This window comes from Bradyrhizobium sp. SMVTL-02 (genome assembly GCF_051853005.1).
In the GTDB taxonomy this organism is placed as follows: Bacteria; Pseudomonadota; Alphaproteobacteria; order Rhizobiales; family Xanthobacteraceae; genus Bradyrhizobium.
The window spans coordinates 1,987,303-2,001,298 of the sequence record NZ_CP182469.1 but is presented as its reverse complement, the minus strand read 5'-3'; the positions used below and the strand labels follow the sequence as shown (position 1 = coordinate 2,001,298).

General features: G+C 65.8%; 11 protein-coding genes and 1 pseudogene. 3 read left to right on the top strand and 9 right to left on the bottom strand.

All coding sequences use genetic code 11. From position 1 onward, the window contains the following. A complete protein-coding gene (locus ACNJYB_RS09320) occupies positions 1–1,626 on the bottom strand; it encodes a GMC family oxidoreductase (protein WP_439373672.1) in 1,626 nt (541 codons plus the stop codon). A 53-nt stretch (positions 1,627–1,679) separates the two neighbouring features. Then, positions 1,680–1,941, bottom strand: a pseudogene (locus tag ACNJYB_RS09315) (TetR/AcrR family transcriptional regulator); the annotation flags it as partial. Between the two features lie 233 nt (positions 1,942–2,174). Here ACNJYB_RS09315 and ACNJYB_RS09310 point away from each other — a divergent pair. Then, complete coding sequence (locus ACNJYB_RS09310; protein ID WP_439373671.1) at positions 2,175–4,136, top strand: putative bifunctional diguanylate cyclase/phosphodiesterase; 1,962 nt, start codon at positions 2,175–2,177, stop codon at positions 4,134–4,136. Positions 4,137–4,277: 141 nt separating this feature from the next. Here the strand turns inward: ACNJYB_RS09310 and ACNJYB_RS09305 are convergent, their stop codons facing one another. From ACNJYB_RS09305 to pgm, 4 genes are all read right to left on the bottom strand, one after another. Next, complete coding sequence (locus ACNJYB_RS09305) at positions 4,278–5,258, bottom strand: PDR/VanB family oxidoreductase (RefSeq protein WP_439373670.1); 981 nt, start codon at positions 5,256–5,258, stop codon at positions 4,278–4,280. 10 nt (positions 5,259–5,268) lie between these two features. Next, positions 5,269–6,030 carry a GntR family transcriptional regulator gene (locus tag ACNJYB_RS09300; RefSeq protein ID WP_439373669.1) on the bottom strand — a complete coding sequence of 254 codons (762 nt, stop codon included), beginning with the start codon at positions 6,028–6,030 and terminating at the stop codon, positions 5,269–5,271. A gap of 6 nt (positions 6,031–6,036) precedes the next feature. After that, positions 6,037–7,086 (bottom strand): aromatic ring-hydroxylating dioxygenase subunit alpha, encoded by a 1,050-nt coding sequence (locus tag ACNJYB_RS09295; RefSeq protein ID WP_439373668.1) that lies wholly within the window; start codon positions 7,084–7,086, stop codon positions 6,037–6,039. A gap of 284 nt (positions 7,087–7,370) precedes the next feature. Then, positions 7,371–9,026, bottom strand: a complete 1,656-nt coding sequence (gene pgm / locus ACNJYB_RS09290; protein WP_439373667.1) for a phosphoglucomutase (alpha-D-glucose-1,6-bisphosphate-dependent) — start codon at positions 9,024–9,026, stop codon at positions 7,371–7,373. A 225-nt stretch (positions 9,027–9,251) separates the two neighbouring features. Here pgm and ACNJYB_RS09285 point away from each other — a divergent pair, with 225 nt between their 5' ends. After that, entirely contained in the window at positions 9,252–10,385 is a 1,134-nt protein-coding gene (locus ACNJYB_RS09285) for an alpha/beta hydrolase family protein (protein WP_439373666.1), read from the top strand. A gap of 2 nt (positions 10,386–10,387) precedes the next feature. Here ACNJYB_RS09285 and ACNJYB_RS09280 read toward each other — a convergent pair whose 3' ends face one another. After that, positions 10,388–11,203: a winged helix-turn-helix domain-containing protein gene (locus ACNJYB_RS09280; protein WP_439373665.1), complete on the bottom strand. Its 816-nt coding sequence runs from the start codon at positions 11,201–11,203 to the stop codon at positions 10,388–10,390. Between the two features lie 89 nt (positions 11,204–11,292). Between ACNJYB_RS09280 and ACNJYB_RS09275 the strand changes: the two genes are divergently transcribed. Then, a complete protein-coding gene (locus ACNJYB_RS09275) occupies positions 11,293–11,460 on the top strand; it encodes a hypothetical protein (RefSeq protein ID WP_439373664.1) in 168 nt (55 codons plus the stop codon). A 30-nt stretch (positions 11,461–11,490) separates the two neighbouring features. Here ACNJYB_RS09275 and ACNJYB_RS09270 read toward each other — a convergent pair whose 3' ends face one another. Together ACNJYB_RS09270 and ACNJYB_RS09265 are read right to left on the bottom strand one after the other, a co-directional pair. Continuing rightward, positions 11,491–12,381 (bottom strand): aldose 1-epimerase family protein, encoded by an 891-nt coding sequence (locus tag ACNJYB_RS09270; RefSeq protein WP_439373663.1) that lies wholly within the window; start codon positions 12,379–12,381, stop codon positions 11,491–11,493. A gap of 210 nt (positions 12,382–12,591) precedes the next feature. Continuing rightward, positions 12,592–13,905 (bottom strand): UDP-glucose dehydrogenase family protein, encoded by a 1,314-nt coding sequence (locus ACNJYB_RS09265; protein WP_439373662.1) that lies wholly within the window; start codon positions 13,903–13,905, stop codon positions 12,592–12,594. Positions 13,906–13,996: the final 91 nt, after the last annotated feature.

The window sequence follows — 13,996 nt, the reverse complement described above, 5'->3', positions numbered from 1 at the left end:
TTACCGTACATCCTCCAATATCATGTCGGAGGCCTTTTCGGCGATCATGATGATCGGCGCGTTGGTGTTCCCCGAGACGAGGTCCGGCATGATCGAGCCGTCGACGACGCGGAGGCCTTCGAGCCCCCTCACCTTCAGCCGCTGGTCCACCACCGCGAGCGCGTCGCTGCCCATACGACAGGTCGAGGTCGGATGATAGATGGTGCTGCCGCGCTCGCGGCAATAATCCAGGATCTCGGCATCCGTGGATACCTTCGCCCCGGGATCATACTCGCTGACCACGTACGGCTTGAGCGCCGGTGCATTCAATATCCTGCGCAGGATCTTGATGCCCTCGACGTTGGTGGTGCGGTCGGTCTCGGTCGACATGTAGTTGATGCGGATCTCCGGCGGCACGGTCGGGTCGGCGCTCTTGATGCGCAGGGAGCCGCGGCTTTCGGGACGAAGCTGGCAGATCGAGGCCGTGAAGCCGGAGAAATCGTGCAGCTTCTCGCCCATCTTGTCGGTCGAGAACGGCAGGAAGTGGACCTGGATGTCGGGCGAAGCGAGCCGCGGGCTGGTCTTGAAGAATGCACCCGCGGTACCGGCCGCAATCGTCAGCCAGCCCTTGCGGAACAGTGCATAGCGTGCGCCGGCCATGGTACGGCGGAGCGGATGATTGATGGTATCGTTCAGGGTGATCTTCTGCGAGCAGCGCATCACGATGCGAACCTGCATGTGGTCCTGGAGGTCGTGGCCGACACCTTGCGCATCGAGCACCACGTCGATGCCGTGCTTGCGCAGGAGATCGCCGGGACCGACGCCGGAGAGCTGCAGGAGCTGCGGCGAGTTGTAGGCGCCACTCGACAGCACGACCTCCCTCCGCGCCCGCGCGCGGCGCACGGTTGCGCCTTGCCGATACTCGATGCCGGCGGCGCGACGACCCTCGAACAGCACGCGCTGGCCGAGCGCCTCGGTCTCGATCTTGAGATTGCCCCGTTTCTTCGCCGGGCCGAGATAGGCGACCGAGGTCGAGGCGCGGCGGCCATTGCGCGTCGTGGTCTGGAAGAGGCCGACGCCTTCCTGCGTGGCGCCGTTGAAGTCGGGATTGTAGGGCAGGCCGGTCTCGACCGCGGCGTCGATGAAGGCTTTCGACAGCGGATCGGTCACGATCATGTTGGAGACCGGCAGCGGACCGCCCGTGCCATGATACTGATCCGCACCGCGCGCCTGGTTCTCGGCCTTCTTGAAGTAAGGCAGCACGTCGTCGTAACCCCAGCCGGTGTTGCCGAGCTGGCGCCAACGGTCGTAGTCCTCGTGCTGGCCGCGGACATAGAGCAGGCCGTTGATCGAGCTCGAGCCGCCCAGTGTCTTGCCGCGCGGCTGGAACACCTGGCGCCCCTTCAGCTCGGGCTCCGGCTCGGTCTGGTACATCCAGTTGACGGACTTCTCCTTGAACAGCTTGCCGTAGCCGAGCGGGACGTGGATCCAGATGTTGGAATCCCTCGGGCCCGCCTCGAGCAGGAGCACGCTGTGCTTGCCGCTCGCAGACAGGCGGTTGGCGAGCACGCAGCCGGCGGAGCCGGCGCCGACGATGATGTAGTCGAATTCGGGATCTGACGGCGTGAGGGAGGAATTTGCGTTCATGCGCTACTGTTCTTCTTGTTGGTGAGGGCGTTTCCGCTTCGTCACTAGCACAATCATGGCTTGACGCGCAGCGCCTCGACCAGCGACCTGAACGCACGGGCATATTCCGCGCCGGCCCTTGCGATATCCGGGCGGCCGGCGCAGGCGACCGCGGCCTCCGTCACCGCGCCGAGCAAAAGCCGCGCCAGCGGCTCGACCGGCTGCCGCGCGATCAGGCCGGCCTCCATCGCCGCGGAAAGCGCACGCGGCATCTTGCCACCGAAATGCTGCGCGTCCGATCTCGCACCAGCGTTCCCAGCCAAGCACGGCGGGACCGGTGTCATCATCGCCCAGCATGACCGCGGAATTGGCGGCGAACATGTTCCTTGCGTTACATCCGTAACGGGGAGCGCCGCATTTGTATCGATTTGTTATCGATACCTTGCTTTGAACACGCAGAAGTGGTCACGAGCACCCCCGCCAGCGTGGATAATTCATAGTTCGTCAAAGGTTTGCGACGAATTCTCCGGAAACAAGCCGGACAAACAGCCGTGCTGCTAGGCTCTGAAATGCGGACTCAAATGACCAGCTATTTCGCGCGGCTGTTCGCCGGCGATCTGTCGGCGTTCGGCGGTCCCGCAGCGGACGAAGCCGTGGCGGGCCACATCCGCGCCGAACAGATGTCGCTGGTGCTGGGCTATTCGGTCGGCATCATGCTGGCCAACGCCTGCAATGCCATCGTGCTGGCCATCGCGCTGTGGACCTCGCCGGACCGGACATTCGCGCTGATCTGGGCGGGCACGGTCGCCGTCGCCGCGATCGCATTCGGCCTGCAATCCCACGGCGCCCGGCGCATCACCAAGCCGCAGTTCGTCTCGCAGCGCACCATGCATCGGCTGGTGCGCAACGCCTTTCTGCTCGGGGCTGCCTGGGGCATCGTCCCGGTCGCCTTCTTCGCCAACGCTTCGACCGGCGGCCAGCTCGTCATCACCTGCCTGTGCTCGGGAATGCTGGCCGGCGGCGCACTCGCCTTCGCCACGATCCCGATCGCGGCCATCGCCTTCACGGCCCCGATCTTCGTCGGCATCGCCATCTGCCTCAGCAGGAACGGCGACCCCGCCTTCCTGCTGATTGCCTTCCTCGTCGTGGTCTATGGCAGCGTGCTGCTGCGCGGCGTGTTCGTCAATTCGTTCTCGTTCGCACGGCGCGTGATGCGGCAGATCGAGGCGGAGCGCACGGTGCGGCAGGACCCGCTGACGCAGCTGCCCAACCGCTTCGCCTTCAACGAGACGCTCGATGCCGCACTGAAGCGCCTCGCACTGTCCGGTGAGGAGTTCGCGGTGCTGCTGCTCGATCTCGATCGCTTCAAGGAGGTCAACGACAAATTGGGCCACCCCGCCGGCGACGAATTCCTGGTGCAGGTCGCAGGCCGCCTGCAGCGCTGCACCCGCGCGGCCGAGCATGTCGCTCGCATCGGCGGCGACGAGTTCGCGCTGGTGATGGCCAATCTGGCACGGCCCGAGGATGCGCTGGAGATCGCCGAGCGCTTCGTCGCGGCCTTCGACGAACCGTTCCAGATCGACGGCCGCCAGATCGTGGGCGCCACCAGCGTCGGCATCGTGCTGGCACCTCGCGACGGCAACATGGCACTCGACATCATGAAGAACGCCGACGCTGCGCTCTACCGCGCCAAGAAGGCGGGACCGGGCACCGTCTGCTTCTTCGAGCAGGCCGACGAAAGACTGTCCCGCGACCGCAAGGCGCTGCAAAGGGATCTGGAAGGCGCCATCGCGCGGGACGAGCTGTTCCTGGTGTTTCAGCCGTTCCTCGATCTCGGCAGCAACAGCATCACCGGCTTCGAGGCGCTGCTGCGCTGGCAGCATCCCTCGCGCGGGCTGGTGCCGCCGAGCGAGTTCATCGCCATTGCCGAGGAGACCGGCCTGATCCACGAGATCGGCGAATGGGTGATCCGGCGCGCCTGCGCGACGCTTTCGGACTGGCCCGAGGACATCAGGGTCGCCGTGAATTTCTCCGCGGCACAGTTTCACAACACGACCATCCTCCAGACCATCGTGCGGGCCCTCGCCGATGCGAAGGTCTCGCCCAACCGGTTCGAGATCGAGATCACGGAATCGATGCTGCTGTCGAAATACGGCTCGGCCGCCTCGATCCTGAACGCGCTGCTGCAACTCGGCGTCACCGTCGCGCTGGACGATTTCGGCACCGGCTTCTCGTCGCTGACCTACCTGCGCAAGCTGCCGTTCAGCCGCATCAAGGTCGACCAGTCCTTCATCCGCGACATGCTGGTGCAGCCGGACTGCGCCGCCATCGTGAAGTCGGTGATCTCGCTGGCGCGGGATCTCAACATCGCCGTGGTCGCCGAAGGCGTCGAGACCGTCGACCAGCTCGAATATTTGCGCCAGATCAGCTGCGACGAGGTGCAGGGTTATCTGATCAGCCGGCCGGTGTCGGCCGATCGCGTGCTGGCGCTGCTGAATACGAAGAAGTACCGGGCGATCTACGCGGCGTAGGGCCTGAGTGCCGACCACGAGGACGGTGGGCTCCCTCTCCCGGTTGCGGGAGAGGGTCTCTCCGCAACGGGGGCAATCCCCCAGAGGAGAGAGCCCTCACCGGCCGTCCATTTCTCTCAACGGGCTCCGCCTCAGGCCCGATCAAACCGCATCCGCCCGCAGCAGCGTGTCCACCGTGATTGTGCCCCGCGCGCGAGAGACGCAGGCGCAGATCTTCCGGTTGCTTTGCTTCTGATGATCGCTGAAGAAGACGTCGCGATGGTCGATCTCGCCGTCGACCGCGACCACGTCGATGGCGCAGAGGCCGCATTCGCCGCGCTTGCAATCGTACATCACGTCGTGGCCGCTGGCGTTGAGCACGTCCAGCATCGAGCGCTCGCGCGGGATCTCGAGCTCGACGTCGGTGCCCTTCAGGCGCACGCGAAAACTTTCGGTCGGCAGCGTGCCGCTGGAGCCGAAGGTCTCGTAGCGGAGATCGGCCAGCGGATGGCCGGCGCCGATCCAGGCGTGACGGGCGGCATCCAACATCCGCATCGGGCCGCAGAACACCGCCAGCGCGCCTTGCGGAAGCGAAGCAAACAGCGCGTCGAGGTCGAGGCGCCTGTTTTCATCGCTGGCATGAACGACCAGGCGGTCGCCGAGCATCGCGTCGAGATCGTCGAGATAGGCGGCCTCATTGCGCGAGCGCACGGCATAATGCAGCGTGACGTTTGCGCCGCGGCGGGCCAGCGCCTGTGCGGCCCCGAGGATCGGGGTGATGCCGATGCCGCCGGCGATCAGGCAATAGTTTTCGCGCGCCCAGTCTACCGCGAGCAGCGAGGCGGGCTGGGTGATGTCGAGCCGCGCACCTGGTTGCAAGGACCACATGTAGCGCGAGCCGCCGCGGGAATCATCGGCGCGGCGCACCGCAATTCGTAGGCCCCGCGACGAGGCCTCGCCGACGAGCGAATAGGACCGCGTCTCCGGCTGGCCGTCAATGGTCACGCTGACATTGATGTGGCTGCCGACCGGATAGGCCGCACCATCGAACTGATCGGGGCGGATCAGGAATTCGCGGATGCCGGGGGCGAGATCGCGCATCGAGACGAGCGTCGCCGGAGTCCAGGTTTCGATGAAGCGCATGGTGACTGCCTCAGTCGGTTGCGGTCTTGATCAGCGCGAGCGCCGGCAACAGGTCGAGATGGGTCCGGTTGCGCAGCGCAAGCCTCAAGTTGCGAACCGCCAGCCGCGCATGCTCGCGCATGATGGCTTCGGCGCGTGCGCCCTCGCGGTTCTCGATGGCGTCGATGACGACGCGGTGGTGCTCCTGCCCGATGATCAGGATCTGCTGCGCCTCGGGGAGCGCCGACTGCGCCATCACGAACCCGCTCGGGGATGCGAACGGCAGTGCGGAGGCGCGGTCGATCTGCCGGATCAGCGGCGGGCTGCGCGACAGTTCCGTGAGCACCGCATGGAAGCGCGCGTTCAGCGTGACATAGGACGAGAAGGCTTCGATCGAGATCGGCACCTGACGCAGCAATTCGTCGATCGCGGCAAGACATTCCTTGAGCGGCTCGAGCTCGCGCGCGGAGACGCCGCGCTCGGCGGCGAAGCGCGCAGCGAGGCCCTCCAGCGTGCCGCGCAGCTCGATGGAATCGGAGATGTCGCGCTCGGAGAACGCCTTCACCATGAAGCCGCCGGAGGGGATCCCCTCCAGGAGGCCTTCCTCCTCGAGCCGCACCAAGGCCATGCGCACCGGTGTGCGCGAGGCGCCGGTGGTCTCCACCGCCTGCAGCTCGGAGATGCGCTCGCCGGGGCGCAAGGAGCCCGACAGGATCTGGTCGCGCAACGCCAGCTGCGCCTTCACGGTCTGCGAGATGGAGCGGTCGACCTCACGCTCGGGCGCTGCTTTCATTTGCCCCTACTCCGCGGCCTGAAGGCGCGGCGGCGGATTTTCCTTCGCCACCATCTTCTCGATCAGCTTGCGCGACCACATCGCGCCGGCGTCGATGTTGAGGTTGTAGAAGACGCGATCGGGGTTCTCGTCCATGGCGCGCTGCTGCGCTTCCAGTATCATCTCGTCTTCGCGGAAGATGCCGGAGACGCCCTCGCGGACCTCGGTGGTGATGCGCTGCTCGCCGATCTGGTAGTTGCGCACGAAGGCCCAGAAGTAATGGCAGGTCTTCTCGGTCTCCGGCGTGATGGTGTTGAGGACGAAACCGTTGACGCCCTGCGAGCGGTCGCCTTCCGGCGCGCCGGTGCCTGTCGGCGCCACGCCGACGTCGATCGCGATGGTGCACGGCGCTTCGAAGCGGATGATCTGCCAGCGATCGACGAGGCCGGGCTTGCCGAGCTGCTTGGCCCAGAACGGCGGCGCCTCGATGCCGCGCATCCAGCGCGTCACCGTCACCGTCTTCTCGCCATGGGTGACGTCGAACGGCGCTTCGGCCACCGCGTCGTTACCGATGGAGGAGCCGTGCACGAAGGTCTCGTGGGTGAGATCCATGAGATTGTCGAGCACGAGGCGGTAGTCGCAATTGACGTGGATGGTCTTGCCGTCGCCGGCCCAGGCCGGATCGTGATTCCAGTGCATGTCAGGCACGAGCGCGGGATCGGCGAGCGCGGGATCGCCCATCCAGAGCCAGACGTAGCGGTGGCGCTCGACCACGGGATAGGCGCGCACGCAGGCCGACGGGTTGATGGTCTCCTGAGAGGGCATGAAGGTGCAGCGGCCCTGCGCGTTGTATTTCAGGCCGTGATAGCCGCAGACGACGGTGTCGCCCTCGAGCCGGCCCTTGGACAGCGGCACCAGCCGGTGCCAGCAGGCGTCCTCCAGCGCGGCCACCGAGCCGTCCGCCTTGCGGTACATCACGATGTGCTTGCCGCAGATCGTGCGCGGCAGCAGCGCCGGCTTCACCTCCGCATCCCAGGCGGCGGCGTACCAGGCGTTCATGGGGAAGGGTTTTGTCATTGGTCTCGCTCCCGCGGCTTATGTATGCGTTATGTATACAATAGCTGGGAGACAGAAACGTTCAAGGCCAAATTTGCTGTATTATGATACCTATTTTTAGTGCACTGTATACACCACGATCTCCACTGTCCTTCCCGCGAAAGCGGGGAATCCAGTACGCCGCGGCGGACATTGGGTTCACTCGACTTCCGCCGCGGAGTACAGGATCGCCCGCCCTGCGCGGGCGATGACACCGGGGAATACGGCGCCTCCTGCCTTGGAGAGGCGTGAAAGCAGCACCGGCCTCAGGGCCCTTCCGCAGCGAACACCTTCGACAGCCCCGCCTGCGCCTCTTCCTGAATCCGCTTCAGGTGCTCGGTGCTGCGGAAGCTTTCCGCATAGATCTTGTAGACGTCCTCCGTCCCCGACGGCCGCGCGGCGAACCAGCCGAAATCGGTCTCGACCTTGATGCCGCCGAACGGCTGGCCGTTGCCGGGCGCCTTGCTCAGCGTCGCGCGAACCGGATCGCCGGCGAGATCCTTCAGGCCGAGCTGCTCGGGCGTGACGGATTTGAGGATGTTCTTCTGCGGCGTGCTGGCGGCGACATCGATGCGCGCATAGTGCGGCACGCCGAGCTCGGCGGTGAGGTCATTGAACAGCTGGCTGGGATCGCGGCCGGTCTTCGCCATGATCTCGGCGGCGAGCAGGCCGAGGATGATGCCGTCCTTGTCGGTGGTCCACACCGTGCCGCCGCGGCGCAGGAACGAGGCCCCCGCACTCTCCTCGCCGCCGAAGCCGAAGCCGCCGCCGACCAGGCCGTCGACGAACCATTTGAAGCCGACCGGCGTCTCCACCAGCTTGCGGCCGAGCTTCTTGGCGACGCGGTCGATGATCGAGCTCGACACCACGGTCTTGCCGATCGCAGCATCCTTGCCCCAGTCCGGACGGTGCGCGAACAGATAGGAGATCGCGGTCGCCAGATAGTGGTTCGGATTCATCAGGCCGCCGGTGCGCGTGACGATGCCGTGCCGATCGGCGTCGGTGTCGTTGGCGAAGGCGACATCGAAGCGGTCGCGCATGCCGATCAGGCTCGCCATCGCGTAGGGCGAGGAGCAGTCCATGCGGATCTTGCCGTCCCAGTCCACGGTCATGAAGCGGAAGGTCGGGTCGATCGCCTCGTTGACGACGGTGGCGTTGAGGCCGTAGCGGTCGATGATCGGATGCCAGTAATGCACGGCGGCGCCGCCGAGCGGATCGATGCCGATCTTGATGCCGGCGGATTTGACGAGGTCGAGGTCGACGACACTGCCGAGATCGGCGACGTAGGGCGTGATGAAGTCGTAAGCATGCACGTTCGCGGCCTTGCGGGCCTTGGCGTAGTCGAGGCGCTTCACGCCCTTGAGGCCGTCGGCGAGATAGGCGTTGGCGCGCTTCTCGACCACGCCGGTCACGTCGGTGTCGGCGGGGCCGCCATGCGGCGGATTGTATTTGTAGCCCCCGTCCTCCGGCGGGTTGTGCGAGGGCGTGACGACGACGCCGTCGGCGAGACCGGAGGTACGGCCCTTGTTGTAGGTGAGGATCGCGTGCGAGATCACGGGCGTCGGCGTGTAACCGCCATCCTTGTCGATCATGATGTCGACGCCGTTGGCGGCGAACACCTCGACGGCGCTGACCAGCGCCGGCTCGGCCAGCGCATGGGTGTCGATGCCGATAAAGAGCGGGCCGGTCAGCCCCTTTTCCTTCCGGTCGTCGCAGATCGCCTGCGTCGTCGCGAGGATGTGGCCCTCGTTGAACGTGTTCTTGAACGAGGTGCCGCGATGGCCGGAGGTGCCGAACGCGACCCGCTGCGCCGGATCCGCAACATCGGGCTTGTCCGCAAAATAGGCCGTCACAAGCCGTGGAATGTTGGTGAGCGCGTCCGGCGAGACCTGCTTGCCCGCCGCGGGATGAACATCAGCCACTGAATGATCCTCGTCTTGTCGTGGGTGCGCGACACCATAGCACCCGGACGGTGTCCGCCAAATGCACAACACGCGCGAGGGGGCGGGCGTTCCTTGGTCGGCGGAGGTGCTGTAGCCCGCATGAGCGAAGCGACATGCCGGACCAGCCGCCCGGATGTCGCCTTGCTCATCCGGGCGACGGGATCATGCTATGCTCGCCGCCATCGTCGCCTTCCGAATCGTCCCATGACCCCTTCGCGCATGCTGCTTCTGCTGATTGCCGGCCTCGTCGTGGCGAGCGCACCGGCGCGGGCTGCGGAATTCTATACCGAGGACCTTCGCATCCCGATGGCGGAGGCGGGACCGCAGGGCCTGGAGGCGTTCCTGGTGCGGCCAGCGGGGACGAAGCGCTATCCGCTGGCGCTGCTCAGCCACGGCTCGCCGCGCAAGTTCGAGGATCGCGCGACCATGTCGGCGCACAAATATTACGGCATCGCGCTGGAATATGCCCGGCGCGGCTTCGCCGCTTTGATCGTGATGCGGCGCGGCTATGGCACCTCGCCCGGCGGCCGCGTCGACAGCGTCGGCAGCTGCGCCAATGCCGCCTATCTACCGGCCGCGGCGGTTGCGGTCGCGGACTTGCGCGCGGCGATCGATGCGATGGCACGTCGGAGCGACGTCACGACGTCAAGCATGATCGCGGCCGGCCATTCCGCCGGCGGGCTCGCAACGGTCGCGCTCACGGCGCAGGCGCCACCCGGCCTCGTCGCTGCGATCAGTTTTGCGGGCGGCCGCGGCTCGCGCGACGACGACGACGTCTGCAACGAGGATGGGCTGGTGCAGGCCTTCGCCACCTTCGGCAAGACCTCGCGGGTACCGATGCTGTGGGTCTATGCGGCCAACGACAACTTCTTCGGTCCTGATCTGGCGCGCCGGCTCTATGACGGGTTTCGCGGCAATGGCGGCGCCGCAAAATTCGTCGCAGCGCCGGCTTATGGCGACGATGGACACTATCTCTATTCCGTGGCCGGCCGTCCGCAATGGACGCCGTATGTGGACGCGTTCCTGCGCGAGCGCGGGCTGAACCACGACATCCTGAGCGCGCCAGATCCGCTGCCGCCGCCGGCCCAGCTCAACGAGGCCGCCCGCGCCGAGTTCGCGCGCTATCTCGCCAGCACGCTGCCGCACAAGGCGTTTGCGGTGTCGCCGAACGGCGGCTACGGCTGGCGCTCGGGACGGGCCACCACTGACGAGGCCCAGCGCGATTCGCTCGCCGCCTGCCTGAAATGCTCGACGACCTGCACGCTCTATGCGGTCGACGACCGCCTGACCGGTCCTGCGCAGAAGCCACCGGCGGACCAGAGCGCACGCGCGCGATAGCGCTAGAGCCGTTCGCTGACCGCGAGCTTGTAGCCGACGCCGGTGACGGTCGCGATGACCGGCGTGCCGCTGCCAACGAGCTTGCGGCGCAGCCGCGCCACCAGCGCATCGACGGTGCGGATGTCGACCTCGACCTGGCGGTTGCTGACGACCTCGATCAGATAGTCGCGGCTGAGCGGCCGGCCGTCGGCGCCGACCAGCGCGGCGAGCAGGTCGAATTCGGCGCGCGTCAGCGCCACCGGCTTGCCGTCGGCGCCGAGCAGCTCGCGCCGCGTGAGGTCGATGATCCAGTCGCCGAAGGCGATGCAATTGTGGTTGCGCGCCGCCTTGCAGTCGATCGAGCGCCGCCGCAGCACGCTGCGCGTGCGCGCGAGCAGGTCGCGCAAATTGATCGGCTTGGTGACGTAATGGTCGCCGGCGATCTCGAGACCGAGGATGCGATCCACGTCCGTGTCGCGGCGGGTCACGAAGATGATGCCCGCGTTGCTGGACGCCTGGATTTCCTTGGCGAGCTCGAAGCCGTTGCCGTCGGGCAGCTGCACGTCCAGGAAGACGAGATCGGTGCGCGAGCGCAGCGCCTGGCGGCACTCAGCAACGGAGCCGGCGCCGACAACGTCGAAATTGTTGTCGCTGAAATAGCCGACCAGCATGGTCCGCGTCACGTGATCGTCTTCGACCACGATCAGCCGCTCGCGGCCCGCAGGACGTCCTTCCTGACGTGCTGGATCAGCCACGATGTTGGATGTCCTGTGCGCGTGCGACCCGGCCTGAAAAGTCGCGCCATCGCGCAGCGCACTGTCATGTGAACGAACATTCACAGCTGGTTCGAGCCCCCGAAATTGTCTGACCAATACTAGGCGTATTGTGCTGCCCGAACCATATTAGTCACGGTCTCGCCGCATTAAGTATGAACTACCCCACACTTCTCATCCGGCACATCATCCTTCCGGCGTGGTCCGAACGATGCGGTGCGATCCTTGCCGCCATCGTCGCACTGTCCTTCATCGCCGATCGCGCCACCGGCGGCATCTGCGACAAGATTATTCAGGTCCGGTGGTTCTCGGCGAGGACCTGACGCGGATCGAGGTCTGAGGGACCGTCGATCTCAGTCCGATGCCACCTCGATCCGGAACGACAAGCGCTCTTCCGCGCCAGGCGCGATATGCATCAGGCCGGGCTTGTCGCTGAACTCGCCGTCGAAGCCCGCGGGACTGGCATGGCCACGCCAGGGCTCGATGCAGAGGAACGGTGCGCCTGACGGTTTCGACCAGACACCGAGTTCGCGAAAACCCTGCCATGACATCTCGAGCCAGGGCGCGCTCGGTGCGCCCTCGCCTGCGGCAAACCGAACCGCGGTGCTCTCGATCCGGTCGAAGATGATGGCGTCGTCGACGAACAGGGAGTCGGACAGAGGCAGCACCGTGCCTCTGACGGGAGTTGGCTCCGCTGCCTCACGCAGCAAGCCGCCGTCGAGACGATGGATCGGAGACGACTCTGCCTTCGGGAAGGTCAGCGCATAGCCTTCCTTGGGCACGCCGGGCCGAAGCGGCCAGTTGAAGGCGGGATGGCCCCCAAGCGACGCCGGCAACGTTTCCTCGCCCGTGTTCGCAACCGTAAGCGAGAGATCGAGACCGGTCTCGTCGATCGTGTAGATGGCCGTCAGGCGGAACGCGAACGGATAGAGCGCCCGCGTCGTCTCGTTGTCTTCGAGCACCAGCACGCAGCGGCTCTCGCCGCGCTGCGCCCATTGGAAGCGGCTGTCGCGCGCAAAGCCGTGCTGGGTCATCCGGTACGTCTTGCCCTTGTGCCGCAATTCGTCATTGGCGAGACGACCGACGATCGGAAACAGCAGCGGCGCATGGCGCGGCCAGACCGGTTCGGCCTGCCAGACGAATTCAACGCCGGCATCGCTCCTCAACGAGCACATTTCGGCGCCTTGCGCCTTGATGGTCGCAGTCAGCCCGCTGCTGCGGATCGTATGCGTGTCGTCAGTCATGACAATCTCCCTGGCGGCAGCGAGGCTGACGGGCCAATGCGCAGCGGCCTGATGCGACCGGATCATATCGCATTGGAGTTTGGCCCGTCTCCATCCTTCGAGACGCCCGCCCATGGCGGGCCCTCAGGATGAGGTCAGGTGGGGCGAGATATTCAACCCTCATGGTGAGGAGCCCGCCAAAGCGGGCGTCCGAACCATGCAGGTCGACGGCTAAGCCTGCGACGAGCGCCCGACGCTCTCGTAGGTGAAGCCGGCGGCCGCCATGTCTTCGGGGCGGTAGATGTTGCGGAGGTCGACGACGACGGGCTGCGCCATGGTTGCCTTCAGCCGGTCGAGATCGAGCGCGCGGAACTGCACCCATTCGGTGACGATGACCAGGGCGTCGGCGCCTTGCGCGCAGGAATAGGCGTCTTCGCAATAGGTGATGTTGGGCAGCTCACCCTTCGCCTGCTCCATGCCGACGGGATCGAAGGCCTTGACCTTCGCGCCCATGTCGAGCAGGCCCGTCACCAGCGGGATCGAGGGCGCATCGCGCATGTCGTCGGTATCGGGCTTGAAGGTGAGGCCGAGCACGGCGATGGTCTTGCCGCGCAAGCTCCCGCCGAGCGCCTGGCTCACTTTGCGCGCCATCGCGCGCTTGCGGTTCTCGTTGACCGCCAGCACGGATTCGACGATGCGCAGATTCACGTCGTAGTCCTGCGCGATCTTGATCAGCGCCTTGGTATCCTTCGGGAAGCACGAGCCGCCGAAGCCGGGACCGGCATGCAGGAACTTGGTGCCGATGCGGTTGTCGAGGCCAATGCCGCGCGCGACCTCCTGCACGTTGGCGCCGACCTTTTCCGAGAGATCGGCGATCTCGTTGATGAAGGTGATCTTGGTCGCGAGGAACGCGTTGGCGGCGTATTTGATCATCTCCGCGGTGCGACGCGCGGTGAACATCAGCGGCGCCTGGTTCAGCGACAGCGGGCGATAGATGTCGCCCATCACCTTGCGGCCGCGCTCGTCGGAGGTGCCGACCACGACGCGGTCGGGGAACTTGAAGTCGCGGATCGCCGCGCCCTCGCGCAGGAATTCGGGGTTGGAGGCGACCACGACGTCCGCCTTCGGATTGGTCTCGCGGATGATGCGCTCGACCTCGTCGCCGGTGCCGACCGGCACGGTCGACTTGGTCACGACCACGGTGAAGCCTTGAAGCGACTGCGCGATCTCCTTCGCGGCGGCGTAGACGTAGGACAGATCGGCGTGGCCGTCGCCGCGGCGCGAGGGCGTGCCGACCGCGATGAACACCGCATCGGCATCCGCAACCGGCTTCGACAGGTCAGTGGTGAAGTCGAGCCGCTTGGCCTTGACGTTGGTTGCAACCAGCTCGTCGAGGCCGGGCTCGTAGATCGGGATCTCGCCGCGGTGCAGGGCCGCGATCTTCCGCTCGTCCTTGTCGACGCACGTGACGTCGTGACCGAAATCCGCAAAGCAGGCTCCGGACACCAGTCCCACATAGCCCGTCCCGATCATCGCGATTCGCATGAAAAACTCTTTCCGTTGAAAGACGGATGTTCCACTGAACACCCTAGACCATTTTTCTATCAGGCCGCACGCACAACATTAGGGCAGGTTG